At 62.2% G+C, this 26,631-nt stretch carries 22 protein-coding genes and 2 tRNA genes; 11 read left to right on the forward strand and 13 right to left on the reverse strand.

All coding sequences use genetic code 11. The features are described 5' to 3' along the window. Positions 1 to 53 precede the first annotated feature (53 nt). From WKF55_03865 to WKF55_03895, 7 genes are all read left to right on the forward strand, one after another. A complete protein-coding gene (locus tag WKF55_03865) occupies positions 54 to 2,846 on the forward strand; it encodes a valine--tRNA ligase (GenBank protein ID MEJ7758712.1) in 2,793 nt (930 codons plus the stop codon). Beyond that, on the forward strand, positions 2,837 to 3,979 hold the full coding sequence (locus tag WKF55_03870; protein MEJ7758713.1) for an Ig-like domain-containing protein: 1,143 nt from the start codon (positions 2,837 to 2,839) through the stop codon (positions 3,977 to 3,979). Before WKF55_03865 ends, WKF55_03870 begins: the two co-directional genes overlap by 10 nt. Next, on the forward strand, positions 3,976 to 5,343 hold the full coding sequence (gene selA / locus WKF55_03875) for an L-seryl-tRNA(Sec) selenium transferase (GenBank protein MEJ7758714.1): 1,368 nt from the start codon (positions 3,976 to 3,978) through the stop codon (positions 5,341 to 5,343). The genes WKF55_03870 and selA overlap by 4 nt, the downstream gene beginning before the upstream one ends. Further along, positions 5,340 to 5,888, forward strand: coding sequence for an HAD-IIIA family hydrolase (locus tag WKF55_03880; GenBank protein MEJ7758715.1), 549 nt, complete (start codon positions 5,340 to 5,342; stop codon positions 5,886 to 5,888). The genes selA and WKF55_03880 overlap by 4 nt, the downstream gene beginning before the upstream one ends. A 129-nt stretch (positions 5,889 to 6,017) precedes the next feature. Next, positions 6,018 to 6,614: a phosphoribosylglycinamide formyltransferase gene (locus WKF55_03885; protein ID MEJ7758716.1), complete on the forward strand. Its 597-nt coding sequence runs from the start codon at positions 6,018 to 6,020 to the stop codon at positions 6,612 to 6,614. Continuing rightward, positions 6,586 to 8,148, forward strand: coding sequence for a bifunctional phosphoribosylaminoimidazolecarboxamide formyltransferase/IMP cyclohydrolase (purH, locus tag WKF55_03890; protein ID MEJ7758717.1), 1,563 nt, complete (start codon positions 6,586 to 6,588; stop codon positions 8,146 to 8,148). Before WKF55_03885 ends, purH begins: the two co-directional genes overlap by 29 nt. A gap of 117 nt (positions 8,149 to 8,265) precedes the next feature. Next, positions 8,266 to 8,348, forward strand: a tRNA-Ser gene (locus WKF55_03895). 71 nt (positions 8,349 to 8,419) lie between these two features. On the opposite strand, the gene WKF55_03900 is transcribed toward WKF55_03895, so the two are convergent. From WKF55_03900 to WKF55_03930, 7 genes are all read right to left on the reverse strand, one after another. After that, positions 8,420 to 13,174 carry an HAD-IC family P-type ATPase gene (locus tag WKF55_03900; GenBank protein MEJ7758718.1) on the reverse strand — a complete coding sequence of 1,585 codons (4,755 nt, stop codon included), beginning with the start codon at positions 13,172 to 13,174 and terminating at the stop codon, positions 8,420 to 8,422. A 107-nt stretch (positions 13,175 to 13,281) separates the two neighbouring features. After that, complete coding sequence (locus tag WKF55_03905; GenBank protein ID MEJ7758719.1) at positions 13,282 to 13,710, reverse strand: hypothetical protein; 429 nt, start codon at positions 13,708 to 13,710, stop codon at positions 13,282 to 13,284. Next, positions 13,707 to 14,144 carry a hypothetical protein gene (locus WKF55_03910; protein ID MEJ7758720.1) on the reverse strand — a complete coding sequence of 146 codons (438 nt, stop codon included), beginning with the start codon at positions 14,142 to 14,144 and terminating at the stop codon, positions 13,707 to 13,709. Before WKF55_03910 ends, WKF55_03905 begins: the two co-directional genes overlap by 4 nt. A 325-nt stretch (positions 14,145 to 14,469) precedes the next feature. Then, entirely contained in the window at positions 14,470 to 14,901 is a 432-nt protein-coding gene (locus tag WKF55_03915) for a DUF4142 domain-containing protein (GenBank protein ID MEJ7758721.1), read from the reverse strand. Between the two features lie 195 nt (positions 14,902 to 15,096). After that, the gene (locus WKF55_03920; protein MEJ7758722.1) at positions 15,097 to 15,474 is read right to left on the reverse strand and encodes a cupredoxin family copper-binding protein; all 378 of its coding nucleotides are present in this window, start codon (positions 15,472 to 15,474) and stop codon (positions 15,097 to 15,099) included. Between the two features lie 695 nt (positions 15,475 to 16,169). Next, the gene (locus tag WKF55_03925) at positions 16,170 to 16,361 is read right to left on the reverse strand and encodes a hypothetical protein (GenBank protein ID MEJ7758723.1); all 192 of its coding nucleotides are present in this window, start codon (positions 16,359 to 16,361) and stop codon (positions 16,170 to 16,172) included. A 138-nt stretch (positions 16,362 to 16,499) separates the two neighbouring features. Beyond that, positions 16,500 to 16,976 (reverse strand): MarR family transcriptional regulator, encoded by a 477-nt coding sequence (locus tag WKF55_03930; GenBank protein MEJ7758724.1) that lies wholly within the window; start codon positions 16,974 to 16,976, stop codon positions 16,500 to 16,502. Positions 16,977 to 17,382: 406 nt separating this feature from the next. Here WKF55_03930 and WKF55_03935 point away from each other — a divergent pair, with 406 nt between their 5' ends. Then, a complete protein-coding gene (locus WKF55_03935; GenBank protein ID MEJ7758725.1) occupies positions 17,383 to 17,586 on the forward strand; it encodes a hypothetical protein in 204 nt (67 codons plus the stop codon). Between the two features lie 124 nt (positions 17,587 to 17,710). Here the strand turns inward: WKF55_03935 and WKF55_03940 are convergent, their stop codons facing one another. Continuing rightward, entirely contained in the window at positions 17,711 to 18,310 is a 600-nt protein-coding gene (locus tag WKF55_03940) for a hypothetical protein (GenBank protein MEJ7758726.1), read from the reverse strand. 79 nt (positions 18,311 to 18,389) lie between these two features. On the opposite strand from WKF55_03940, the gene WKF55_03945 reads away from it, so the two are divergent. The 3 genes from WKF55_03945 (at position 18,390) to lexA (ending at position 20,775) form a co-directional block, all read left to right on the forward strand. After that, positions 18,390 to 18,478 (forward strand) — tRNA-Ser (locus WKF55_03945). A gap of 70 nt (positions 18,479 to 18,548) precedes the next feature. After that, the gene (gltX, locus tag WKF55_03950; protein ID MEJ7758727.1) at positions 18,549 to 20,009 is read left to right on the forward strand and encodes a glutamate--tRNA ligase; all 1,461 of its coding nucleotides are present in this window, start codon (positions 18,549 to 18,551) and stop codon (positions 20,007 to 20,009) included. A gap of 109 nt (positions 20,010 to 20,118) precedes the next feature. Further along, on the forward strand, positions 20,119 to 20,775 hold the full coding sequence (gene lexA / locus WKF55_03955) for a transcriptional repressor LexA (protein ID MEJ7758728.1): 657 nt from the start codon (positions 20,119 to 20,121) through the stop codon (positions 20,773 to 20,775). On the opposite strand, the gene WKF55_03960 is transcribed toward lexA, so the two are convergent. The 5 genes from WKF55_03960 to rsmI all read right to left on the reverse strand — a co-directional run bounded on the left by WKF55_03960 (position 20,772) and on the right by rsmI (position 26,622). Next, positions 20,772 to 21,596 carry a hypothetical protein gene (locus WKF55_03960; protein MEJ7758729.1) on the reverse strand — a complete coding sequence of 275 codons (825 nt, stop codon included), beginning with the start codon at positions 21,594 to 21,596 and terminating at the stop codon, positions 20,772 to 20,774. The genes lexA and WKF55_03960 overlap by 4 nt on opposite strands. Positions 21,597 to 21,687: 91 nt before the next feature. Then, the gene (locus WKF55_03965) at positions 21,688 to 22,872 is read right to left on the reverse strand and encodes an aminotransferase class I/II-fold pyridoxal phosphate-dependent enzyme (protein MEJ7758730.1); all 1,185 of its coding nucleotides are present in this window, start codon (positions 22,870 to 22,872) and stop codon (positions 21,688 to 21,690) included. After that, positions 22,872 to 23,555, reverse strand: coding sequence for a fumarylacetoacetate hydrolase family protein (locus WKF55_03970; protein MEJ7758731.1), 684 nt, complete (start codon positions 23,553 to 23,555; stop codon positions 22,872 to 22,874). The genes WKF55_03965 and WKF55_03970 overlap by 1 nt, the downstream gene beginning before the upstream one ends. Before the next feature lie 29 nt (positions 23,556 to 23,584). Continuing rightward, positions 23,585 to 25,789, reverse strand: a complete 2,205-nt coding sequence (locus WKF55_03975) for an ATP-dependent DNA helicase (protein ID MEJ7758732.1) — start codon at positions 25,787 to 25,789, stop codon at positions 23,585 to 23,587. Beyond that, on the reverse strand, positions 25,786 to 26,622 hold the full coding sequence (gene rsmI / locus WKF55_03980; GenBank protein ID MEJ7758733.1) for a 16S rRNA (cytidine(1402)-2'-O)-methyltransferase: 837 nt from the start codon (positions 26,620 to 26,622) through the stop codon (positions 25,786 to 25,788). The genes WKF55_03975 and rsmI overlap by 4 nt, the downstream gene beginning before the upstream one ends. Positions 26,623 to 26,631: the final 9 nt, after the last annotated feature.

The following is a 26,631-nucleotide window of genomic DNA, read 5'->3' on the forward strand; positions in this document are numbered from 1 at the left end:
TTGGCCGCCGCGGTCTTACAGCAGGAAAATGCGGCGGTTAACTTGCGCATGAGATGACCCATAATCCTCCGCGCAGCGATCTGCCGGCACAGTATGATCCGGCCGCCGTCGAGGCTGCGCTCTCTCGGGAGTGGGAGGACGCCGGCGTTTTCACGGCACAGCCCAGCCGGTCGCGAGGTTCGGGCGGCAGTCGCAACCCATTCGTGATCGTGATGCCGCCGCCCAATGTGACGGCGGTTCTGCACATGGGGCACGGCCTCAATAATTCCGTCCAGGATGTACTGGCACGATGGCGGCGGATGCAGGGTGACGAGTGCCTCTGGCTGCCGGGAACAGATCACGCCGGCATCGCAACCCAGAATGTGATCGAGAAGCAGCTCGCCGCCGAGGGACGCACGCGCTTCGACCTCGGCCGCGAGGCTTTCGTTGAAAGAACCACCGCTTTTGTCGAAGCCACCGGTGGTACGATTCTCGATCAGCTGCGAGCTATCGGAGCTTCATGTGACTGGACGCGCACGGCTTACACGCTGTCACCGGAACTGTCGCTCGCGGTGCGCGAGGCCTTCGTTCAGTTACACGAGCGGGGACTGATCTACCGCGGACACCGCGTGATTCACTGGTGTCCGCGCTGTCTTACTTCGCTGAGCGATGAAGAAGCGGAGCACGTAGATGAAATGGGCCACCTTTATCACATAAGGTATTCCACTCCCGGCAGCGAGACAGATGGCATAACGATCGCAACTACGCGGCCTGAAACCATGCTTGGCGATGTTGCGGTGGCCGTCCATCCGGATGATGATCGCTACCAGCACCTCATCGGGCGCACGCTGCTGCTGCCAATCGCCAACATCGAGATCCCGATAATCGCCGACGCCGAGGGTGTTGACCCTTCGTTCGGAACCGGCGCGGTCAAGATCACGCCTGCCCACGACCTCAACGATTTCGAGATGGGCAAACGTCATTCTCTGCCGATGCCCGTCGTGATTTCACCCGATGCCACCATGATGAATGGTGCCGACGCCGGTGGACGGGTGCCTGCATCGCTTCTCGGCGCCGACCGCTTCGAGGCGCGGACGCGGATTGTCTCGCTGCTGCGCGAAGCAGGCCAGCTCGAAAAGACAGAGCCGCATTCGCACGCGGTGAGACACTGTTATCGTTGCGACACGGTTGTCGAGCCGCGGCTGTCGGACCAGTGGTTCGTGAAGATGAAACCGCTCGCTGAACCTGCGCTCGAAGCTGTGCGATCCGGGCGGATACGCATTCTGCCAGAAAGGCACGAGGCCGTTTACATCAACTGGCTCGAGAGCATTCGCGACTGGAACATTTCGCGGCAGCTGTGGTGGGGCCACCGCATTCCGGTGTGGTACTGCGACGGCTGTGGCGAGACCACTGTGAGCCGGGATGACGTCGACGCGTGCCCTCACTGCGGGGGAACAACGCGCCAGGATGAGGACGTCCTCGACACCTGGTTTTCGTCGTGGCTGTGGCCGTTTTCGACACTCGGTTGGCCGGACAGGGATTCCGCCGATCTCAAGGCGTTCTATCCTACCGATGATCTCGTCACGGCGCCCGAGATCCTTTTTTTCTGGGTAGCCCGAATGATCATGGGCGGCTACGCGTTCATGGGAGATGCGCCCTTTCACACGATCTACCTGCACGGAACCGTGCGGGACATGAACCACCTCAAGATGTCGAAGTCACTCGGCAACGGCATCGATCCGCTGGACGTTGTAGCCCTGTACGGCGCCGATGCGTTGCGTTATACGGTGATCTCGGGCCTTGGTGTTGGCGCCGATCTGATGCTCGATCCGAACGACCTCGCAAGATCGTTCGGCCCGGGGAGAAACTTCGCGACCAAGCTCTGGAATATTGGGAGGTTCCTGCTTGCAAATGTCGGCGATGATGCCGTCGATGATGTCGAATCGATCGATGTCTCGTGCTTCGCACGTGCTGACCGGTGGATACTTGGCCGCCTCAACGTCGCGATCTCCGAATGCGATGCCGCACTCGGACCCGTGCGGCCGCGCGATGGCCATTGGACTGAAGCCGAGCTTCGCGCCGGCCTGCGACTCAGCGACTACGCTGAGAGCGCCCGAAGATTTGTCTGGAACGATCTCGCCGACTGGTATCTCGAATCGACCAAAGTCCGGCTTGCCACGCCAGGCGCTGATCGAGACGTGGCACGCGCTGTTCTCATCCACGCGTTCGACGCGGCGCTTCGGCTGCTCCAGCCGATAGTTCCGTTTATTACCGAAACACTTTGGCGCAGGTTGCCTGGCGGAAATGGAACGCGGGAGAAATGGCTCGCGAAAGCTGCATGGCCCGTACAGAATTCTGTCTTTGGCGCTGAACCGGAGTTCGAGCTCGTTCGCGAGGCAATCAATGCCATCAGGCAGCTGCGCTCTGATTATGCGGTTACTCCAGGTGATGTGATTGCGGCATCGCTGGTAACCGCCGGTAACGCTAACGCAGAGCTCGACCGCAAGATTTTCTCGGAGGAGGCAGCATTCATACGACGGCTCGCCCGGTGCGATCTATCCCTGGCTGAAACTGAATCCGGGGAGGGCGCGTCCCCGACTTCGGGCGCATCACTGTTGCTTGGCAGCGGGTCGCAGATTCTCGTGCCGCTGGCCGGCCTCATCGACATTCCGAAGGAATCCGCAAAGGCGACCAGAGAGCTGGCCCAGCTTCAGAAACAGCTCGATTCACTCACGGCCCGGCTGGAAAACCCTGGGTTTACCGAGCGTGCACCCGCCGATGTAGTCGCCGCCGAGCGACACAAGGCGGCGGACTGGATGGCACGGCGCGAAAAGCTGGTCCTGAAAGTGAAGTCACTGTGCGAGTGATCTCAGGCGCGATCGCCGCGCTCGTAGCGATAGGCGGTTGCGCGTCCCCAGGCGTGCCGCCCGGGGGGCCTCCTGACACCGTCGCGCCTCAGGTAGTACGGATTGCCCCCGATAGCGGGCGTACCGGCGTCACTCCGCGGGACGTGATCTTTCGATTTGACGAGGTAGTCAATGAGCGACCCGTCGGCGCAGCCTCTCTCGCAGCACTCTTTCTGATTTCCCCACGTCAGGGAACCCCTGAAGTGGACTGGAATCGGGACGAGGTGGCCGTTCGACCGCAGAAAGGCTGGCGGAGAAACACCACCTACACCGTAACGTTGTTACCGGGAATGTCCGACATCCGCGGCAATGTCAGGAACACAGGCGCAGTGACGATTTTTTCGACCGGCCGCTCGATACCGCAGACACGGCTTACGGGACGATTGTTCAACTGGCCGGCGGGCGCGGTTGCACCTCGCGCCGTCGTGGAGGCAGTGTCGCAACCCGACACAAGTTTCATCTATGTGACCACTACAGACTCCCTCGGACGGTTCCTGTTTCCACACCTTCCGTCGGGCCTGTACACAGTGCGGGGCTTTCTCGACGAGAACGCCAACCGCGGTCTCGACCAGCGTGAACTGTGGGATTCAGTTGCCATCAGCCTTGCCGACTCCGCGAGTGTCGAGCTGCTGGCGTTTGTCCACGATTCAGTCGGACCGCGCATTTCTGAAGTTTCAATTCGCGATTCGGTGACGCTGGTATTGAATTTCGACGGGCCGATTCTTGTCCCGGCGGCTTTCACTGCCGCGTCTGTGACTGTGACTGCACCCGACTCCACCCGGTTGCCGGTGGTGAGCGTGAGGTCGGCTGCGGAGGCGCGTGACTCTGTGTTCGAGACCCCCGGCGTTATTGTAGAAACGACACGGCCATCGAAACCGGTGCCCCCGCGAACACTCGTCGTTGCACTCGGTGCTCCCCTCCGCGCTGGCATCGATTATCGCGTTCGCGCAATCGACATCAGGAGCCTTGTCGGAGTAGCGAGATCGAGCGAGCGCACCGCCACGATTCCCTTGCCTCCTGCCGTTTCGCCGCCTGCGGCGAAGCCGCCGGCGCCAGTCCGCGAAATACCGAAGCCGACGCCCGTCCGAAGATGACTGATGCGCGGCGGGCGCTACCGAGCGTGACTTCCCTGCTCGAAACAGCGCATGTTCGCTCTCTGCTCGAACGCCATCCGCGGAGTCTCATTGTAAACGCTGTCAGGCAGACCGTGCAGCTGGTTCGCGACGCGCCGGGGGGCCATCAATCAGGCACCGATTGGGACAGCGCGATTGACCGCCAGGTCGAGACATCCACGCGCTCATCACTTCGACGGGTATTCAACGCCACTGGCGTCGTCCTGCACACCAACCTTGGTCGCGCTCCCCTGGCCGAATGCGCGATTTCCGCGATTGTGGAAACAGCCGCCGGGTTCACGAATCTTGAATACGATCTTGCTGAAGCGCGGCGAGGCTCTCGCTACGTGCACTGTGTATCGCTGCTGCGCGAACTGACGGGCGCCGAAGACGCAATTGTGGTGAACAATTGTGCATCGGCACTGGTGCTGTCACTGAGTGCGCTCGCCCGCGGGCGTGAAACGATCGTTTCGCGAGGTGAGCTGGTGGAGATCGGCGGTAGTTTTCGCGTGCCCGACATCATGCAGCGGAGCGGCACCGCGCTCGTCGAAGTCGGCACGACCAACCGCACTCACGTTGACGACTATCGCCGCGCTCTCACGCCGCGAACCGGTGCCATCGCGAAAATTCATCGCAGCAACTTCGCGCTTTCCGGCTTCGTCGCCGACACCAGCGTGCAATCGCTGGCGCCGATCGCGCGCGAGCACGATATCCCCATCATTCATGACCTTGGCAGCGGGCTGCTGCTGGACCTCGGGGAATACGGCCTCAGCGGCGAGCCGACGGCACGAATGGCTCTGGCGGCTGGCGCAACGCTCGTTCTCATGAGCGGTGACAAGCTGCTGGGTGGTCCGCAGGCGGGGATCGTCGTCGGCCGAGCGCGTGCTATTGACCGACTGCGGCAGGATCCGTTCGCGCGGGCAATGCGGGTCGACAAGCTGACGATCGCCGCCCTCGGCGCCACACTCGCGTTGTATCGTGAACCTCAGCTCGCCATTAGCCAGATTCCAGCGTTGGCGATGATCACCGCCAGCGTCGCGAGCGTTCGGTCGCGCTGCTCGAAACTGGTCACGGCGCTGACCGGCGCGGGTGTATGCGGCGCGGTTGTCGACACGGTTGCCAGTGTCGGCGCCGGAGCTTTTCCGACGGCTGCAATCCCTTCGGCCGGAGTTTCACTCGCCGGTGACGTGAAAGCGATCGAGCTTGCACTCAGAAGCGGCGCCACTCCGGTCATCGCGCGCATCGCCGATGACAGAGTCCTTCTCGACATGCGCACCGTTCCCGTCAGCGACGATGCAGCCTTCACTCGCGCGGTGGTCTCCGCGCTCGGCACAGAAGAGTTCTGAACAAACCGCCCAGCGCCGTATTCCTCGATCGTGACGGGACCATCATCGAGGATGGTCATTACATCTCGCGGCTCAATCAGGTCCGGCTCATCGATGGTGCCGCCATTGCAATTGCCCGCATCAATGCAGCCTCGATTCCGGTAATCGTCGTCACTAATCAGTCAGGAATCGGCAGAGGATTTTTCACCATCGCTGACTACGAGCGGCTGGTGATACATCTTGAAGAAATGCTTGCGGTACATGGCGCTCATCTCGATGCGTCGTATTACTGCCCTCATGCGCCGGACGACTTGTGCAATTGCAGAAAGCCGGGAGGAGCCTTGTTCGAGCAGGCAGCCAGGGAGCGGCCTGGCATCGACCTGGGCTGCTCGCTTTACATCGGGGATCGCTGGCGTGACATCGCGCCGGGCATTGCGTTTGGCGGCACTGGCGTGCTGGTGCCGAGCCCGGAGACTCCTCGCAGTGAGATCGATCTTGCCGGTGAAACAGCATGCGTGGCGAAATCAATGGGCCAGGTCCTCGACTGGTATCTTGCCGCCCGCTGATGAATAGCGGGTCCAACGCGTGATGTGTGGCGCGGGCCCTCGCTACTCTCGGGACACGGGTTGTCAAGTTCGTGTATCGGGCCCGGTCTGACTCTTACTGGGACCGCTTCGGCGCGGTAGAATCGCGGCATGTCAGTTCGTATCGCAGTGCTCGCGTCTGGCGGGGGCACGAACCTCCAGGCCATTCTCGACTTTTATGCCCAACGACCGTCAGCGACCGCCGAAGTGGCTCTCGTCGCGGCAAACCGTGACTCGGCCGGAGCGTTACTCCGCGCCCGGGCCGCCGGCATTCCGGCGGAGATTTTTGACGCAACCGATGACGGTGGTGCGCTCCTGAATCTGCTCGAACGTTTCTCTATCGGCCTGGTGGTACTGGCGGGCTACCTCAAACGAATCCCTCCTTCTGTGATAGCCGCGTTTCACGGGCGCGTCGTGAACATCCATCCGGGATTGCTCCCTGATTTCGGCGGTGCCGGCATGTACGGCGCGAGGGTGCATGCAGCCGTTCTCGCATCTGGTGCGACCATGACAGGGGTCACGGTTCATCTCGTTGACGATGAGTTTGATCAGGGGCCTGTAATTGCTCAATGGCAGATGCGCGTGCGGATTGATGACACGGCCGAGTCACTGGCCAGGCGCGTGCTTGCTATCGAACATCTCGTATATCCTCGCGTGGTCGATATGGTGGCCGCGCTCAATGATTCCGAATATTCTGCCGACTTCTGACATGCCGCTTGCCCTTCTTTCTGTTTCCGACAAAACCGGTCTCGTCGATTTCGCGCAGGGACTGACCGGTATGGGGTGGGAGCTGGTTTCCACGGGCGGGACCGCCAAGGCGCTGCGGGCGGCGGGAATGTCAGTGAGGGATGTGAGCGAGCTTACCGGATTCCCCGAGATTCTCGATGGCCGGTTGAAAACGCTTCATCCACTGGTTCATGGCGGATTGCTTGCCCGGCGGGACATCCCCGCACATGTGGCCGCGGCCGAGGAACATGGTATCTCGCCGATCGATCTGGTGGCGGTGAATCTCTATCCGTTTCAAGCGACCGCTTCGAAGCCGGGTGTGAAGGCCGAGACTGTTATCGAGAACATCGATATTGGCGGACCGTCAATGCTGCGATCGGCAGCAAAAAATTTCGCCTCGGTGACCGTCGTTGTAGACCCTGCCGATTATGGCCGTGTCCTCGCAACCTTTTCCGCCAATGACGACGACGTTGACCTGCGCCGATTGCTGGCCGAGAAGGTTTTTGCGCACACTGCCGGATATGACGCGGCGATTTCGAGGTGGTTCGCGTGTGAGCGCGCGGAGGAGTTTCCAGATCGGACGACTGTATCACTCCATCGTGCGCAGACGCTCCGTTACGGCGAGAATCCAGGGCAACGGGCCGCTTTTTACATCGAACCGAGCGGCAACGGCCTTGCCGGTCTGACGCAGAAGGGCGGCAAGGAGTTGTCATTCAACAATCTCCTCGACCTCGAAGGGGCGCTGTTGACGACAGATTCCTTCGAGGGTGAGATCTGCTGCGCAATCATCAAGCATACCACTCCCTGTGGACTTGCAACGGGATCGACCGCGATTGACGCATACCGTAAGGCCCTTGCCTGCGATCCACTGTCGGCGTTTGGGTCGGTAATTTCACTCACCGTAGCGGTTGACGCTGAAACGGCGGAGGCTGTATCGAGTCTATTTGTCGAGTGCATTGTCGCGCCCGAGTTCAGCGTCGAAGCGCTCGAGATCCTGGGCCGGAAGAAGAATCTGCGTGTGCTTGAAGGCAGGGCGGTGTGGAAGGACCATGCGCTCGACTACAAGCGCGTACGCGGGGGATTCCTTGTTCAGGAGCGTGCGAATACAAAGACGTCGACCGCTGAGTGGACCGTCGTCACGAAGCGGCAACCGACCGAAGATGAGCAGGTGGATCTGCGCTTCGCGTGGCGGGCGGTGGCCAGCGTTAAGTCAAATGCAATCCTGCTTGCACGGGACGGCGCGACGATCGGTATTGGCGCGGGGCAGATGTCGCGAGTGGACGCGGCATTTCTTTCGGTTCACAAAGCCCGGATTGCCGGCCATGAGACCATTGGAGCCGTGCTGGGGTCGGACGCTTTCTTTCCGTTCCGTGACGGCGTCGACCAGGCGGCGGAAGCCGGCATCACGGCCATCGTTCAGCCGGGCGGCTCGGTGCGGGATGCGGAGGTGATAGGAGCGGCCGATGAAAAGAACATTGCGATGGTGTTTACGGGCCAGCGGCAGTTCCGGCATTAGAGCACCGCGGGCTGCTGGCCGGAAATCTATGGGCTCCCATACAGTTTCCCTGACGGCCTGCAAGGTTGAGAATCCAGTGTATCGCGCATAGCTTCCGCGAGTCTGGATTGCAGTACGGGAGGGTTGGCAGAATGGCTATTGCACCAGTCTTGAAAACTGGCGCGGGCAACCGCTTGGGGGTTCGAGTCCCTCACCCTCCGTCATGCAAGCCCGAAGCTGTCCTGGTTCGCTCCAAAGTTCATGCAAAAGCACTCGAGGGTGCTGATCGAAGTCACAGATTTTTCGCCTCTGTTCGCGTGGGCCCGTCCGCGCCCCTTCCTGGAACGGATTCGGCCATCTCCTTCAGCGGGGTGGGACCGACCGCATTGAAAACAGGGTCTACAGCGAACGTGCGGGCGAGCATCACCGACGTGAGAGTGCTTGCACCGATCAGCCCCCATCCGAGCGGAGTCGGCGCGACGAGACCCGCAAAGGCGCGGAAGGCCGGCAGAATGAGCATCGCCGCAAGTACGCCAGCCGTACCCGCGACTACGCGGTGGATCGACGGGCCCGCGTCCCCTTCCTTGGAACCGGCGTCGAGCGTCTGGGCGAGCTGGGTGGAGACGATGCTCGCGAAGGCGACGGTCTGGGCAACTGCAGCACCCTTGGCGCGGAGCGCAATGAGATAGATCACCAAAGATGGCACAGCCGTCGCGCCGCCGCGGGCGAACACCTCGTTCCGAAGCGGTTTGCCGAGCGCCGATGCGCCCTCGCGAGCGAGCGCTGCAAGGTCATGGTGCTTCGGCCGCGCGAGCACGACAGCAAGCGCCGGGAGCACATCGGTCATGAGGTTCATCATCAGGATCTGGCGACCCGTCAGCGGCGATGCGAGTCGGAGGAGGCTGGCCCCCACAACCAAGCCGAGCTCGCCCAGGTTCCCCCCGAGGAGAAGCCCGAGCGACCGGCGGATATTGCGCCAGAATGTGCGCCCCTCGACGAACGCTTCAACCAGCGTAGCGAAGTCGTCGTCAGTGAGCACCACATCAGCGGCCTGGCGTGCGACCTCAGTCCCGCCCCGCCCCATGGCGACGCCCACGTCCGCCAAGCGCAGCGCCGGCGCGTCGTTTACACCATCGCCCGTCATGGCTACGGTGTGCCCGCGTCGCTGAAGGCTCTCGACAATACGTACCTTGTCAACCGGGGTAGCGCGCGCAATGATCGTCGCCTGCTCGAGCATCATGTCAAGCTCGCGCTCCTCGAGGTTGACGATGTCGGCACCGGTAAGAACGAGTCCCTCGTCGTCAACGAGCCCCGCGTCGCGCCCAATCGCGCGGGCCGTTGCCGGGTGATCGCCGGTGATCATGATTACGCGGATACCTGCCGCGTGGCAGCGCCGCACGGCGTTCAGGACACCGGCGCGCAATGGGTCTGCCAGCCCCAGAAAGCCGAGCGCGACCAGGCTGTGTGGCTCCTGGAGCGGAACCTGCGCCGCGCCCTCGGCAACCATGAGCACCCGCAGCCCCTGTGCGGCGAGCTGCTGCGCCCGATCGAGCAGCGCCTCCCTGCCCGCGTCGTCGAGGAAGTGGTCGACACCGCCGCGTCGCACGCGGTCACATAGAGGAGCAAGAGCTTCAGCGGCGCCCTCGGCGCAGAGTCTATTCTCGACGATGGACGCGTGAAAAAGGCGCGCCGACTCGAAAGGCAGATCCGCAGCGCGGGCTGCCCTCACGGCGTCGCCAAGTCCGGCGGTGTCCGCAGCTCTGGCGACAACAGCGTCTGTTGGGTCGACATCGGCATCCGGCGCGTCTGGGTGCGGGCCAGCAAGGGCGGCCGTGACGAGTACCAGTTGCAGTTCCGGCGGGAGGTCGCCAGGCAGGCGAAGCTCACGCTCCGCGTCTGCGATGAGCGCGAGCGCGAGCCGTCCCTCGGTCATGGTTCCGGTCTTGTCGGCGCAAACGGTGTCGACACGCCCCAGTGCCTCGACTGCGGAGGGGCGTCGGACGATCGCATTGCGAGCCGCGAGACGCCGGGCCACCGCAGCCTCGCCAAGCGACGCCAGGAGCGGTAGTCCCTCCGGCACCGCCGCGAGTGCGGCGGTGGCGCCGAGGGCTAGGCTTGGGAGGGCCGGCTCGCGGCGCAACAGGCCCGACACAGCGACGATGCCGCCACCCGCCCCTGCGATCGGCAGCACCTGGCGAAGCATCTGGTGCAGCCGCGTCGTTAGCGGCGTTTGCCGGGAGGGGCTGCCAGCGGCCATCGCGGCGATAGCTGCGCCCATTAGCGTATCCGGCCCTACGGCGGTGACCACGGCCTGCCCGGTGCCGAGAGTGACGTCGCTCCCAGCGAGCACTACCCGGTCTGCCTCCCGAGCGCCCACGAGTGTCTTGGAAACTGGCAACGACTCGCCGGTCAGCGACGCCTCATCCACCTCCAGCCGGTGCGCAGCGATGAGGCGCGCGTCGGCTGCCACACGGTCGCCGCGGGCGAGGAGCAGCGCGTCGCCCGGAACGATCTCGCCGGCAGGGAGCGAGCTGGGGTGACCATCACGCAACACGCGCGCTGTTGGTGCGCTCATTTGCTCCAGGGCATCTGCCGCCTGACCCGTGCGCAGCTCCTGCCAGACTCCTGCGGCTGCATTGGCCACGAGCATTGCTGCAATCATGACCGCGTCTGCAGGGGAGCCGAGGAAGAGTGAGAGTCCGGCGCCGGCCGCAAGGATGGCCGTTAGGGGCGATTTGATCTGGTCGAGGGCGGCAACGAGGAGCGGATTTGGGCGGCGGGCCAACGGTATCACCTTTAGCCGCGCCGCGGCGCTTACGCTGGACAATCCCATGTCCGTGGTCTCGAATACGCGGAGTACTTCCTCGGCGCTCTGCCGTCCCCATCTCTCCGGACGGGGATCGGCCGTCTCCCCCACAACGGACGTGGCTCGCTCGCCTCCGCGCAGGCGTGCCCATCCTGCCGCAAGCGCAGTGAGCGCCGCGGTGTTGACGGGCAGCGTCGCCAGTGCCATGGGGGGTTGGCCGCGAAGTCCCCACACAGCACCGACTACGTTGGCCAGGGCAGAGAGACCCACCGAGTCGCGCGCCGCCAGGTCGCGCCGTGCCGCCGCCTCGACAATGCATGCAACGGCACCGAGATCGGGCGCCAACAGGTCGACGCCGGCAGCGAACGGTGACCGCCCCCTGTTTACCGCAATCGCGAGATCAGCGGCGGCAAACGCGGGAGCCGCGTCGGGCGTGTCCGCAACAAACGCTACTCGCTGCCCCTCCGCCTGCCACCGACAGATCACGGACACTGCATCCGGATCTGGGGCCAAAGCAATTCCTGCCCGCGCCGCAACCCCCTGCGCCGCCGCAGAGTCCCCTGCGGCGAGCAGGGCTAGCTGGACTCCGCGCTCGCCACATGTCCGCACAAGGTCCGTGGCGCGCTCGGAGATTCTGGGACGAATTGCCAGCACACCAAGTGGTCGCCGCTGCCCTACCCGCCGGAGGACCAGCAGTTGATCTTCGCGATGCTGCAGGCGGATTGATGCAGCAATTCGATCGCTCTCGCGAGCGGCTCGAAGCGTATACCGCACGCCGTCGCGCGTAGCGCTGCCAACCACCCCGTCAAAGTGACCGTCTTCCACCGACACCGCTGTCCTGGCGACATTTCGAAAAGCGGCGCTCCAAGGCGCCTCCGCGGCTGCGGCAACGGCAGCAGCGAGGGCAGTGACTTCGGCGGCATCGGTGCCCGAGACCGGCACGGCGGCGTGAAGCTCAATCCCGCTCGCCAGCAAACGCGGGCTGCCAAGGACGATGGCGTCAGGAAGCCGCATGAGGTGCTTCGCTCCGGGGTCGACAACTGTCACGCCGGCGCGCAGGACGCGAGCCAGCGCTCCGCTATCTGCCGCATCCTCGCCGGTAAGTGCTGCGCGGGGGTTGACCAGGAGAAGCGCCGCAAACGTGCGCTCAAGTGAGCGAGACGCCACCGCGGTGACGCCCCCATAGGCCAGCGACACCCACCCCGATGTTCGCCGATAGCGGTCATAGCGCGGCTCTGGGGGGGGCAAGGGGCGCGGCGCAGGCAGAGCATTGCGTAGCGGGCGGGCTAACGTCACCGCGCACGGTCCACTAAGGAGCAGTTGGCCAGCGGGAATGCGGCCGCCGGGTTCCACGGCAACCGGCAGGCCGTCCACGCCGATCCAGGTCGTCACGCCGTCCGCGATGGTACCGGGGAGCGGGAGCCGCTCGCCGGTTTCGAGCCGGATTATGGCGCCTGGAACGGGTGCGGGCCCTTGCTCCAGCTTCTCCTCGAAACGCCGCCGGGCAGCGCGGCCGGCAATAGCAGTACTGAGAAGTCGTCCGGCCGTGAGGCCGTTGAGCAGTAGCCCAAAGGTGCCGCCGGCGAGCGTGAGACTTACGATGCTTGCAACGTCGAAGAGCACTTCGGCAGCCTCGGGACCGAGCCGCTCGTGAGCCTTTTCGCGTAGCGCGGGGAAGCTCTGGATCAGGCTTATAGTGCCAGCGACTACGGCGGGTGCGCCCGACGTGACCGGGGGCCCGCCGGCCCCGGCCAGCCGTCGTCCGAACAGCATCGCAAGTCCGAGCGCCGCCCCGGCAGTGCGCGTCGCGCTCCGACGAAGATCGTCAGTGCGAAGTGCACCAGGAGGCACCATCTCGCTCTTAGCAGCGTGCGGAGTCGTTCTCGCAGCCTCACTAACGACATCGGCGCGAACCCGGCGGCTGGATCGCTGGCGCCCGGCAAGCACCGCAACATCCCTATGCCCGTCATCGCTGGCCCGTGCAGGGTGGGCCTCGGCGAACAGGCGGGTGCTGCGCAGCATTGAAAGTACGCGCAGGTCGTCGGTCAGCTCGGGATCGAAGTGCACGAGGATATTGCCGGTGAGCGAGTTCGCCCGGACTTTGCGAATACCAGGCTCGCGACACACACGAGCTTCCAGCGTCGCCTGAGCAGCTCCTGTCCATCCGGGAAGATGCACCCGCACCCGACCGCAGGCGCGATGCACCAGACGCGGATCGGCCGCAACTGCGCTGGCGGTCATTTCACGTGCCGCGACAGCGGTCTACGTCGCGACAGCGGTCTTACCTATGAATTGATGCGGCACCCAGAGCTTCGGGTCGCGGGATTGGCCTCACCGGTGGATCGAGCTCACGGCATGTCGCTGGCATCGGTGCGGGAAGAGCGCCGCCGAAGCTCTTCTGCGTCGACCCAGATGTCCTCCGCCTCCTCGCGGGCAAGTGCCGCCGCCCTGTTCAAACGGTCGGCGCCAGTAGCTGCGACCGCACTGAACTGAGCAGCAGCGCGGCTTATGATCTCCTCTGCACGTGCTGTCGCGGCAGGCGTCGGGGCGCTTGCGGGCCCGCTTTCGGGAGAACCGGCTGGTTCGGAGGCTCCGGACGCGGTCGGCGCCCTGGCAGTTGCCAGACCGGCGACAGCCAATGACCGGAACCGCCGCAGCGTGAGGGCGGCCAAACGACCGACGTTTTCTCCAAGCTCCCGCGCGGCATCCCCGGATGAGGCAGCAGCTGGAGGAACTGGTGAAGCTACACTCTCAGCAGCAGGCCCGCGCTCAGTCATCCGCCACTTCGTGGGTTTCCTTGATCCGTCGGCGCGGCCCTTGATTTCGCGGCAGATTTCGCGGTCTTCGCTCCACGACGCCGCACCTTGATGGGCGGACGCATGGGAACCCCCGGCGCAGAGTTATCTCCCGCACCGGTGGCCGTTGCCCCGACAGGTGGTGTGGGAGCTCGGGCAATGGGTACGCCCACGGGTACCCCTTCTCCAGTCGCAGCAGACGAATTGACGGCCGGACGGGGTGGCTCGGTGGACTCCTGAATACCATGACTCACTCCGCGCGCAAACGAGGCAAGCGCGTCACCCGCCTTGAGCGCGCCGGCAAGCCCCTGAACGGCACCTCGGCGCAGCAGCTCACGCACGCGCGGCGAAAATATTGCAGCCGTCACCGCGACTGCGGCCGCTACCTTCGCGTCTCCACCGTCATCACTCGCCAACTCTGACCTCTCTTTAAGAGCCCACGGGTCGATGCCCGGGTCGGTTAATTTCGAGCCGGGTTGCAATCTTGAGGCCGCCGCTCAGCTGTTTTCCTCAGCGCCTGAAAAGCGAGTAGCCTTGGTCCGCCAACCGAGCGTGGATTAGGCTATACAAAAAAACAATTTTGTCAAGGCTACGGCACCCAAACCGATTGCGTCTCGACCATACAATTTTTCTCACAGCGCCAAGGGGGTCGCTTCGAGGTGAGCCACGAGGCGGCAATGCGGAGGCCCGTTCCAAGCTCACCGCCCGCACATCGCCTTGTACAATGATACAAGCCATCTATCAGCGCTTAAGCGAGTTCTGGATGTCCTGAGCAAGCTTGTGGTGCGCGACGAACGCCGGCCCAGTCTGCACGAGCAGGGCTTTGACCTCCGCGTTCTGCGCATTCGGAATGAGCGTGTTGTCGAGCGCGTCCAGCACGGTCTGGTAGTACGAGACTTCGTTGTCGATGTACGCCTGAACGAAGTCCTTGCCTGACTTTCCCTCCAGCGTCTTGAGGTTCTGCGTACCCGCCTCGATGAGCTGACGGCTCGTCGCGTTTTCCTCGGGCGTGACGCCGAGTTTCGTAACAAGTGCCGTGGCCGCCTTGTTCACCGCGGAATGGTCGGTGACCATTTGCCGGGCGAACGACCTGACCTTTGATCGGATGCTTCGACCCCGCGAGCTGCTGGCTTCGATGGCCACATTATTGGCCGCCACAACGATCGCGGCGATCTGGGGATCGGTAACGGCCGGAACCGAGGTGGATGCCGCGGGGCGGTCTCAGGCGCTGAGGCCGGGGCCAACGCAGTATCAATTTCCCCGCTCTGTGTCCGGTCAGTTTCAGTGCCGCTGCAGGCGGCCAGAGCGAGGATGATGGGAAGCTGGCAGCAAGAGTTTCGTCATGAGAGTTTCCTGTCGATAACGTGTTTAGGGGGATAGTGCGGACGACGCGTCAGCGTACGACGATCGTTCAGCCATGGCCGGGTGAAAAGTGCAGATGTACGGATACACCCCCGGGGTACGCGCGATGAGGCGCCACCAAGCATCAGCCTCGAGACTTCCGGAGTCGAACGTCTCATCTCGCGCCGTTGCGGTATGCGGCACGAGGTCCCGGTTTCGCCATACGAGTGTGTCGCCCACCCGCACCGTATCTGCCGACGGCGAAAATGCAAAAGCCCGGATCGTCACCGCCTGGGTGGTTGCCCGCGGTAAGCAACCAATCTGCGCCGAAGCGACGATGCACACGAGCGTGCCATTACGCGCCCGGCGCCAGCTGGCGCGTCTTGCGGTAATCGGCGTACTCAACAACTCTCGGACGATGCGTGCGCCAGACGCAGGAACTCGGCACGCGTGCTGGATCGTCGCGAAACACTCCGCGCAGCGCCGAAGTGATCGTCCTCAAGTTCTGTTTCTCAACGCCCCGCATCATCATGCACAGGGCGCGCACTCGAGACCACTCCGATCCCCGATGGCTGGAGCACGAGGTGGTTTTTGACCACGGGATTGCCTCAGGCGTGCAGGCGAATGGTACTTGTGTACGGACTTTCGCGGCGGTTGGCACGTACCCTTACCACTGCCGGATTCACGGCACGTCCATCTCTGGCAGGATTGCCGTGAACTAGCGCACGCAGCGCCGAAGCTCAGTTGATCAACTCAGCTCGTGATTCAGGGAGAATGAAACGATGCCAGAGCAAGCCCTTTACGAACGGCTTGGCGGAGTGTACGCCATCGCAAGCGGTGGTCGACCGGTTCAGCGACCGGATTCTTGAAATCCGCTGGTCGTTAATGCCATCGCTGAGCTAAAGCAATGGCACACGGAGGAATACAAGAAGCGGTGATGAGGAGGCACTGGCTGCGTTCGATGCACAGAAGAAGCATGTGACCGCCGGTTCCTGACTCGCTGTACTTGATCAGCCGGGGCTCTGCCTCGGCGCCCTGTCATCGCCAGCGGAACGCAGCATGAGGATAACAAGACGCCGACAACGCTCGCCGCAATGCAGCTACTCGTCAAGCCGCAATGGCGCTGCATACTTGATCGCCGTGCGCGTGATCTTGTCTACGATCCTTGCAAAATCTTCGTCCGGCCAGTCACGGCAGACGTTGCGGAGCCGTCGGGCGACATCGGCCCGCAGCGCTTCGTTCCTGCGTTTACCTGCCGCATCGCTGTGGAGGCCAGAAGAAAGATTTTGCATCGGCGCCGATATATAACTGTCGGCATCGGATTACGCCAACATTCCGTTCGAGCAATCCCCCGCCGCTCCTCTCATGCGACTGACGCTACGACCGCGCGGAGCCTTACGCGTGTCGGGGCGCCGCTCTGAACTTTGCAGCTATGGGCGGGCCAGCCGGTCCCGTTGCGCTTCCATTTCGTTGGTCAGCCGCCTCACCGATGCAACCAGAGTCGCGACGCCGCTGACAGGCATTTCAGATAACGCCCCCATCAGAAGAGGCCGCCCCACCCCCTGAGCTTTCAGGGCGATCTTCCTGCCCCGCCCGCTGAGTTTGACTGCCACAGCGCGATCGTCGGTTGCGACCGGACGCTTGAGGGTCAGGCCTTTCCTGGTCAGAGCTGTCAGCAGTTCGGAAACCGTGCTCTGGTTCGAATTGAGCGCCGCACTCAGCATCGTCACCGATTGCTCATCCGTGACCGCCAGCTCGCATAGCAATCGCAACTGCGCCGCAGTGACTCCAAACAGTTTTACCGATATCTCGTCACAAAGCCGCATTTCCCTCAGCATTGCTTCGAGAGCAACAATTGCCTCGTGGAGCGGGGCATTCCCGGGAACTATTTCGGACTTTTTCAACATCTGCTCATGGTCCAAACCGCCTGTTTCAGGACAGCATGCACATGCGCGGATGAGCACGCATCGCAGTCCATCGGGGCCGATATAACTTGTGGAAGATGCATGTACGATGCGCCACCGCGGACCATTACCGCGGCAGCACCTGATCCCCGACTACATCTTATATGCACAAATATGCACCATCAGCCAGTCGCCAGGTTCGCCTATTTGCCCTGGACGTGAGTAACATGGATCACGCAGTGGCTCAGGACGCCGAGTGGGTAGACCGGATAGAGCGCAGAGAAAGAGCCGGAGAGCTCACATATCGGGGCGGGGCAGGGCCGCTGAGGTACGACTGGCGGCTTATCGGTCCATCACTCAAGCCAGCCCAGCCAATCAGTGGCCACAAAAATGCCTGTTGGGTAGCGCAATGGCAAAACAGATTACCGGTGCAAAGCTGTATCTCGTCGGAGGGCATCAACTCCAGCTCGGGTCGCAGCCGATTGACGAGCTGATCGAGCTCCTCGAGACGAAGCCCGATGCATTTCGTCGGATAGAGCTGGTGCCCGGAAACGAGATCATGCTGCATTGGAGTCAGATCGCCGCTCTGCAGATTTTTTCTGCGGGTAAGTAGCGGCATTCGGAATTTGATCGCATTCAGGCAACGCAGCCGGATACCGGGCCGATAGCAATTTTACGCGCCCGGTGAATGCCATCTTTTATTCAGGCCTGAACTAATTTGTTTCTCAACCTCTGCCTCAATCGGGGCTGGCGCCCCACGGCGCCGGCGGTAGCGGCACACTGCGGGTGAGATCGAATTCCACGCGGAATTGCCGCTCGGTTCCCTCTCGTCGAAGAGCGTAAGCAAATGTTTCGCCGCCTCTGATCTCGAGCGTCCAGACATTCGTGATCGCGGCGGGAATGAGCGATGCGGTCAGCGAATCCGCATGAAACTCCTGAACGCCTGGGACGCCCGGGTGTCGAGTGTCACCACCATACTGCGTTATCCGGTCCTCTGATCCGTCGGTATGGCGGTGATCGTGTTTCAGTCGCAATCCAGTGCCGGTCCGCGTAATCACCCAAGTGCGCGAACGGTTTGATCCGATGTGGAATGGAATCCGAATTTCCGTCCCTGTACAGCGACGCACATGCATCACGAGCGACTTCCCTTCGAATGTCGTATCCCGGGGAACGGATTGCACCAGCCGTCCCGTGTAGGCTTTGCCGCAGAGTTCGGTAAGCGAGCTCCAGAACTGGTCCGGCACTGCCGGCGACACGCGCGATGAGCCACGGGGTGCGCAGGCAAGCGACAGCATCACGGCCGCGAGTATGACAGAGTTCCGCGATAGTCGACTCATTGGTAGTCGCACAGGCCAGATTCGTGCCGACGCCGGGGTTGAGAAAGCCCTGCTGTTTCAATACGTTGCGACACCTCCCGGAGAGATGGCCGAGAGGCTGAAGGCACCGGTTTGCTAAACCGGCATACGTGGAAACGCGTATCGAGGGTTCGAATCCCTCTCTCTCCGTTTTGAATGCGGGTCCGCATCGGGAAGGCGGACCCGTTTTGTTACCCGGAACCCGCGCACTCCCCGCGAAATGAACGATACTGCACGCCGCCCACGTCTGCGCTTCGCACCCTCGCCCACCGGCTACCTGCATGTCGGGGGCGCACGGACGGCGCTGTTCAACATGCTGTATGCCCGCCACAACAACGGCGACTTCCTGCTCCGTATCGAGGATACCGACAAAGCCCGCAGCACCGATGAAAGCACCCGCGCGATCTTCGACGGGCTCGAATGGCTCGGTCTCGCCTGGGATGAGGAAGTAGTCTATCAGGGCGCGAACCTCGAGCGCCATCGCCGCGATGCGCTGACCATGCTCGACAACGGCGCTGCCTACCGTTGCTTCTGCACTCCCGGAGAGTTGGATGAAAGGCGCAAGGAATCCGATGGACGGAAGGAGAGTTTCAAGTACGACAGGCGCTGTGATCGTCTCGCCGAAGACGAAGTGGAGAGGCGGGTGGCGGACGGCGAATCCCATGTCGTGCGCTTCCGCATTCCGGAAGGCACCACTCACTGGGACGACCTCGTCCACGAAACCATCTCATTCCCCAACAAGGATCTCGACGACTTTGTGATCCTCCGCTCCAACGCAACGCCCATCTACAACCTCGCTGTTGTCTCCGACGATATAGCGATGGGCATCACCCTGGTGATGCGCGGCGATGACCACATCTCCAACACGCCCAAACAGATTCTGCTCTACCGCGCACTCGGCGCCGGGGAACCACAGTTCGCGCATCTGCCCATGATCCATGGCACCGATGGTAAAAAGCTGAGCAAGCGGCACGGTGCAACCGCAGTTGGAGACTACCAGCACCTGGGCCTGCTGCCCGGCGCCATGCTCAATTTTCTCGCGCTCCTCGGCTGGTCTCCCGGCGGCGACCGCGAAGTGATGACAATGGAGGAGATGATCTTGCTGTTCACGCCGCGGGGCTTGCAGCGTAAGGCCGCCATCTTCGACCCGCAGAAGCTGGACTGGATGAACGGCCAGCATCTGTCGCGCATTCCTCTTGCTGAGCTCGAACCGCGCGTCACAGTGGCGATGATGAGTGCCGGGCTGGTGAACGAGAACACCATCGCGCATCGCCGCGATTGGTACCTGTCACTCCTCGATTTGCTTCGCGTTCGTGCGCGAACCATCGACGACATCGTGCGACAGGCAAGGCCCTACTTTCCGGAGCCGATCGAATACGACGCAGAGTCGATCGCGAAAAGCTGGAAAGACTCTGAGGCATCGGCCGGCATCATCCGATCAGCCCGCGAATCACTAGCGTCAATCGAGAGCTGGGAAGCCGGCACGCTTGAGGCGGCACTGCGTGATCTTGCGGAGTCACGGGGGATATCCGCAGGCAAGGTTTTTCAACCGTTGCGAACCGCGCTGACAGGTATGAGCGTGAGCCCCGGGATGTTTGAGGTGCTCGTGATGATGGGCCGTGGGCTCTCGCTTAGCCGCCTTGCCGACGCTGAAGCATGGTTGACCAGCACTCCCGGTTGACACAGCCCGATCGCATTCATGATGTTGACGCTGCCACCCGTCCATTGCAGATTTGCGATGGCCAAACGGCCGTTTCACAGTCCCTCGCATCGCAATTTCCGGAGTCACAATGGCTGAGACATTGACCCCCATCGAGAGCTCGGTCTACACGTATCTGCTCGACTTCACCGCTGAAAACACATACCAGCCGAGCATTCGCGACATCGGCAGGCAGTTTCACATCAAGTCGACGAAAACAGTTTCCGACCTGCTTCAGTCCCTCGCCAAAAAAGGATATATCGAGCGCGACCCCACCCGTTCGCGCGGGGTGCGATTACTGGGGTTCACCGGAGGAAGCAAGACCAATCCGGTTCCATACTACGGGCGGATTCACGCCGGAGAGCCTACGCTTCTGCCGGAGCACAAAGACGGTTACATCACGATGGATCGCCGGTTCATTCCGGCCGAGGAAGTGTATTTCCTGAAGGTGAAAGGCGACAGCATGATCGGCCGTTCGATCAACGACGGCGATTTCGTCATGGTCAACCCGTCCGCCAGCTCTAAGGACAATGACATCATCGCGGCAAGAATCGGCGAAGAAGCAACTGTCAAGACGCTGACACATCAGGACGGGGCAGTCGTGCTTGAGCCTGCAAATCCATCCGAACGAGAGATTGTCATCAAGCCCGACGATGACTTCAGCATCCTCGGCGTGATCTGCGGTGTCTTCAGGCCGCTCGGCACCATGGAAGTAATGGCGGCCGCGGCTATCCCCCGCACCGCTTAGTCGCGCGGCGGCGGGCTTCCCGGGACCGGCTGCTCAGCTGGTCCCGTTTTTTTATCCGGTGAGTTCAGCGCCATGGCACGCTCTCTCTCCTTCCTCTCCCGGATGCTCTTTACCGCTTTCTTGAAATCAGCTTCGTTCATCCCTCGCTGAGCTTGCGAGAAAATGTCCGAGTGAAGCTGGTTCTGGAGCCGGTTCCGGTCATTGACCGTTGGATTTCCTGTTGTGTTGATCGGCAGCATTGCGAGCAAAGCGGTCGGGATCGACACCTTGCCAAGCCGGATGTACTGCTGATCGATTCCGTATTTGCGGCCGCCCTTTTCGAATGTCCAGTCGCCGGGTTTCTTCTGGCCCGAGGCAATTCTCACTGAGTCGTTGAACGGCTGGATAATTGTCGCAATCACGCTGTCGAGACGTTGGGTGGCCGTTTTCGGGGCGGCAATGATATCGCCCGGGGCAGCCCATAGCCTGGGGTCGGAGTATCGGGGCCGGATGCCGCGCGTGGGGCCACCACCGCCAACCAGAGGCCCCGTTCCCCCGTCGGTCTCGGGGCGGGCACCAGGTGGCGACTCAGGGATCATCGACGGGACAGACGTCGGCGCGACAAGAGGCCGGCGCGGGGTAACGCTTGCCGGCCGGCCATCGCCTCCACTTCTGCCCTCGACCGCGGGGCCCGCGGCTCTGGGCAATGCCAGGAATCCGATCCTCTCCGCCGGCACTGCAGGCGAGGCAGTCCGCCCGAAGACCATCGAAAATGCATTCGGCGAGATCAGGAACTTGACAAGCACAATTGCCAGAAAGATATGTACAGCAAGGGATACCACGAATGACCGCGACGGCCGTGGACTCCCGACAGCATCATGCGCTGGCGCTCTTGACCCCCGGAGCGTGTTCACAGAAGCCCGTCACGTATAGTCACTTAGCGGCAGCACCCATTCGCGCGAGCACCTTTCCCGCGCGCAACGCAGCTTCGCGAATTCTGTCAGGCGAAGTCACGAACGACACGCGAAAAAAGCCTTCACCGCCGACACCCAGCGACGAGCCTGGCAATACGATCACTCCTTCCTCCTCCATCAGTGACTCGGCGAACGCAGCGCTGGGAATATTCCCGGGAAGCGCAATCCAGAGATACATCGTCGCCATCGGCGTGCTGCATGCAAAGCCGTTGTCCCGGAACGCCGTCACAGCGGCGTCTCTCCGTTCCTTGAACACCGATACATTGCCCGCGACAAAACTCTCCGCATCGTCGAGAGCCGCCGCGGCTGCGGCCTGTACAGCCATGAACGCGCCAGTGTCGATGAATGACTTGACTCTCACGAGCGGCGCGATAAGATCGGCGCTGCCAACAGCCCAGCCGCAACGCCAGCCGGTCATGTTGAAGGTCTTGGACATGGAGTGAAACTCGATCGCCACGTGGCGGGCACCATCCACCTCGAAAATGCTTGGCGGCATGTAGCCATCGAAGGCCATCTCCGAGTACGCATTGTCATACACCAGGAGGATGTCCAGTTCCCTGCATCGCTGAACCATTTCTTCGAGGTAGCTGATTGGAGCGATGGCGGCAGTCGGGTTATTCGGATAATTCAGGTACAGTATCCTGGTCCGGTCAAGAACTTCCCGAGGAATCTCATCGAGGTCAACAAGGAAGCCGTTGCCGGGCTTCAGCGCATAGCGGTAAGGCTCGGCGCCTCCGAGCTGCGTGCCGCCGAGGTACGCGAGATACCCGGGCTCCGGAATGATTGTAGTATCGCCCTCCTCCGCGTATGCGAGCGCAAGGTGGGAGATTCCTTCTTTCGATCCGATAAGCGGCACAACTTCGCGCATTGCATCAAAGGCAATTCCGAATCGGCGCAGCATAAAGCGCGTCACTGCCTGGCGATATTCGACAAGTCCGGTGCCGAAACCGTACCGGCTCATCGGCGACATGGCGGCCGCTTCGGCAAGACGCCTTACAGCCACGTCGGGAGGAGCAAGGTCTGCATCACCGGCTCCAAGATCGATAACATCGACTCCCCGCGCGATCAGCTCGCGCTTTCGTTCCGGCAGTTTCCCAAGTGGATAATCCGGGAGTGCAAGCACCCGGGCGGAGGGACGCGGCACTAGTCTTCGCCCCGCACCGGATTGCTGACCCTGCTCAAGCCCTCTATCTCGACTTCAACGATGTCAGCCGCGGTGAGTGGGCCGACGCCCGCCGGTGTTCCAGTCAACACAATGTCGCCCGGTTCCAGGGACATGACATGCGAGACATACGAAAGAAGCATCGATATCGGAAATACCATCTCGGCCGAAGATGCCCGCTGACGCTCCTCGCCATTCACCCGGCTGATGACGGTCAGCCTCGTTAGATCGTGCGAGCCTTCGGCGATATTTCCCAGCGGGCAGAACGTGTCGAACCCCTTCGCTCGCGTCCACTGACTGTCTTTCCGCTGGAGATCCCGCGCTGTGACATCGTTCGCGGCAACGACGCCACTCACGGCGGCAATGCATTCAGATTCCGCTGCCTTCTTCAGCCGCCGACCAATGATAATGCCAATCTCTCCTTCGAATTCAACGCGCGCCGACTGGGACGGCAGAATGATTGAGGCGCCATCACCGATCACGCTGGTAGACGGTTTGAGAAACAAGAGCGGCTCGACCGGAACATCGTTACCAAGCTCCTTTGCATGCTCGCGATAATTGCGGCCAATGCATACGATCTTTCCCGGACGTGAGACGCGGGCGCTCGACTCGTGCAGCGGAATACCGCCGCCGGTGAGCGGATCGTCGGTTGTAAGGTCAGCCACCACAAGCCTCGTTCGTTGGGCGTTTCACTTCATTCGGACACAGCGTAGAACTCGCGCAGTTGCCGGGCAGTCTCGTTCCATCCCGCAAAAATGCGCCGGGCGGAAGGGAGGGCGCGCATCAGCGTTGCCCCGTAGGACTTCGTTACCAGCCGTGGATCGGCGATCACGATTGCGCCCCTGTCGGTGCCAGATCTGATCAATCGGCCGAAACCCTGCTTCAATCTGAGGGCCGCGTGCGGAACCATGTACTCGGCAAATGGATCGCCGCCGCGCTCGATGATTGCTTCGCAATGTGCAGCAGTGAGGGGCTCGGTTGGAACGCGGAATGGCAGCTTCGCAATTAGGAGCCCGCGAAGAGCGTGGCCGGCAACATCGACACCTTCCCAGTACGACGAAGTTCCGAGCAGAACTGCCCTGCCGGATTCCCTGAACCTTGCGAGCAGCGAATCCCGCGAATCTTCGCCGTGCACCAGCAGCGGTCGCTCGGCAGCCACTCCCCGCGCCCTTAGAACGATCGCGGCTTCCCTGACATCGCGATGGCTGGTGAACAGGACGAAAATGCCGCCATCGGATGCCTCGGTGAAGTCCTGAGCTATCCGCATCAGCGCGTTGAAGTGTCCCGGCGCATCGGCATTTGGCGCCGGGATGTCTGTTGGAACGGCGAGAATCGCCTGTCGATTGAAGTCGAAGGGTGATGGAAATGACTCCATGACTGCCGGGATGCGCAGGTAATCAACGCCAAGCCGGCCACTCACGAAACCAAACCGGCCGTCGCTTGAAAGTGTTGCGCTGGTCACGATCGTCGTGCGTACCCTTCCGAACAGATCGTCCCGAAGCACGGGTGCAAGATCCAAGGGAACCCATGTCACTCCGATATTGCCTTCGCGTCCGCGTGACTCTACCCATCTGACGCGCTTGTGCGCATCCGGGCCTGCGTCAAGCGCACCGCTTAGCGCATCGGCGAGCGCCTCGAGGCGCCTCCCCACACCACGCAACTCGTTCACGATCAGCGCGACAGCGTCGTCGCGCGTTGCTTCCAATTCCATCCGTTCCCGAATCACCGCCACGCTCGTACTCAGAACCGACGTCTCGTTGAGGAAATCAGCGAGCGCCGCTGTCAGACCGCCGCGCCAGATTTCATGAGTCGCGAAATCGTCGGTGAGCCGCACAACCGGTTGGGCATGTTGCTTCAGAAACACCTCGAGCAGATCGAAAACCGCCCCTCCCTTTTCGCGCGCTGCATCGAGGGCGGGAATGACTCGCGTGTGGAGCAGGTCGAGACTTGCCTTGTTGAAAATGTCATTCTCACCGACGCGAAGCCGTACTTCAAGCGCGGCAAGAAGGCCGCGGCCACCGCGACGGCCAGCTGACCCGCGAACCAGTCGCGCCATGAGGCGTTGCATTCCGCGCCGGGTGGCGGATGCACCGAGGTGGGCCGCAGCGGCGTCTTCGAGGTGATGGCCTTCGTCCACCACCAGCCGTGAATACGCCGGGATTACCGCCGCATCATCCCAGTTCTGTTGCGCCCGTCGCACTGCAATGTCGGACATGAGCAGGTGGTGATTCACCACTACCACATGTGCCTTCGCTGCATTCCGCCTGGCGCGGAAGAGGAAGCAGGGCTCGAAATGAGGGCATGCAGATCGTGTGCAAAGGTCAGGTTCAGCCGCCACTTCGTCCCACAGCTCAGCGCTCGGCTGAAACGGCAGATCGCTGAGCGAGCCTTCGCTCGTGTGAGTTGCCCAGCGCGCCACGCTGTCGAGGCCTTGGTCTGGATCGTCGAGCAGAGTGGGACCGATGATTTTCGCCTGTTCCAGGCGTAGCATGCACAAATAATTCCGCCAGCCTTTGAGAAGCGCAAAGCGCACGTCCTGCTCATCCGCAAGCGCACCGGCCAGGAACGGGAGATCCTTTCGTACCAGCTGCTCCTGCAGATTGATGGTGTTGGTCGACACCACCGTTCGCTCGCCGGTCAACGCTGCCCAGCGCAAGGCAGGCATCAGGTAGCCGAGCGACTTGCCGACGCCCGTTCCTGCTTCGATCAGTCCCACGCCCCCGTCATTGTAGAGTTCAGTGATTGCGCGAGCCATGTCACGCTGCGCTGGCCTGTCTTCGTAGAGGCGCATCGCAACCGCCACCGGGCCGTGGGGGCCCAGATCGTCGTTCAGCGCGTCTGGATCGAGCCTGGGCTCTGCGGCATCCATCGTAATCGCTACTTCGGGAAACGCGATCACGCCTCGTGTGCCAGGCGGTAAGCAATGTTGCGGGGAGCCCCGTGCTCGTCTATCAGCCGATCGATGATTGCCCGCGGAGTCATTTCGTCCATGCGCATCTGGCGTGCGTGTTCGCGCAATGAATCTTCAGTGACTTCATCACGTTCCGCACCGCACACCAGAATGACGACTTCGCCTCGCGCACTCGCGGTTGTGAACCGCTCTGCGAGCTCATCGATGGTTCCGCGGGCGAACTCCTCAAATCGCTTCGTCAGCTCGCGTGCGACGACGGCAGTGCGTTTCGAGGCACCGGATTCGGCCAGCTCGCAAAGGGTAGAGCCCACCCGCGAGGGCGCTTCATAAATCACTGCGGTGTGGTTCATCCGCATGATCTCGGTTAGTGCGAGCAGTCGTTCTTTTCCCTTCCGTGGGAGGAAGCCGAAAAAAGTAAACTTTTCTCCCGCAACGCCCGACGCCACGAGCGCCGCGAGCAGCGCCGACGCGCCGGGAATCGGCACCACCGCGATGCCTGCCTCGATCGCCGCGGTCACCAGCCGCGCCCCCGGGTCCGACACGAGCGGTGTCCCCGCGTCGGTAATCAGCGCAATGGACTCTCCGTCCTCCAGCCGCTTGACGAGTCGAGGTGTCTCGCGTGCTTCGTTGTGCTCGTGGTACGAGGAGCACTTCGTCTTGATCTGGTAGTGATCGAGTAACCGGCGGGAATGGCGAGTGTCTTCGGCAACGACAAGCGCGGCCGAGGAAAGCACCTCGACCGCGCGGAAAGACATATCTCCCATATTTCCAATGGGAGTACTCACGACGTAAAGAGCGCCGGAAATCGCGGCGGCGCTCACTTACTCCTC

The sequence above is a fragment of the Gemmatimonadaceae bacterium genome (assembly GCA_037721215.1).
GTDB lineage: Bacteria > Gemmatimonadota > Gemmatimonadetes > Gemmatimonadales > Gemmatimonadaceae > UBA4720.

Bases quoted from the DNA above. Each gene is read 5' to 3' on its own strand.
- WKF55_03865 (MEJ7758712.1), top strand. From the start codon at position 54: ATGACCCATAATCCTCCGCGCAGCGATCTGCCGGCACAGTATGATCCG.
- selA (MEJ7758714.1), top strand. From the start codon at position 3,976: ATGACTGATGCGCGGCGGGCGCTACCGAGCGTGACTTCCCTGCTCGAA.
- WKF55_03885 (MEJ7758716.1), top strand. From the start codon at position 6,018: ATGTCAGTTCGTATCGCAGTGCTCGCGTCTGGCGGGGGCACGAACCTC.
- purH (MEJ7758717.1), top strand. From the start codon at position 6,586: ATGATTCCGAATATTCTGCCGACTTCTGACATGCCGCTTGCCCTTCTT.
- WKF55_03900 (MEJ7758718.1), bottom strand. From the start codon at position 13,174: ATGACCGCCAGCGCAGTTGCGGCCGATCCGCGTCTGGTGCATCGCGCC.
- WKF55_03905 (MEJ7758719.1), bottom strand. From the start codon at position 13,710: ATGACTGAGCGCGGGCCTGCTGCTGAGAGTGTAGCTTCACCAGTTCCT.
- WKF55_03925 (MEJ7758723.1), bottom strand. From the start codon at position 16,361: ATGCAAAATCTTTCTTCTGGCCTCCACAGCGATGCGGCAGGTAAACGC.
- WKF55_03930 (MEJ7758724.1), bottom strand. From the start codon at position 16,976: ATGTTGAAAAAGTCCGAAATAGTTCCCGGGAATGCCCCGCTCCACGAG.
- WKF55_03935 (MEJ7758725.1), top strand. From the start codon at position 17,383: ATGGCAAAACAGATTACCGGTGCAAAGCTGTATCTCGTCGGAGGGCAT.
- WKF55_03940 (MEJ7758726.1), bottom strand. From the start codon at position 18,310: ATGAGTCGACTATCGCGGAACTCTGTCATACTCGCGGCCGTGATGCTG.
- gltX (MEJ7758727.1), top strand. From the start codon at position 18,549: ATGAACGATACTGCACGCCGCCCACGTCTGCGCTTCGCACCCTCGCCC.
- lexA (MEJ7758728.1), top strand. From the start codon at position 20,119: ATGGCTGAGACATTGACCCCCATCGAGAGCTCGGTCTACACGTATCTG.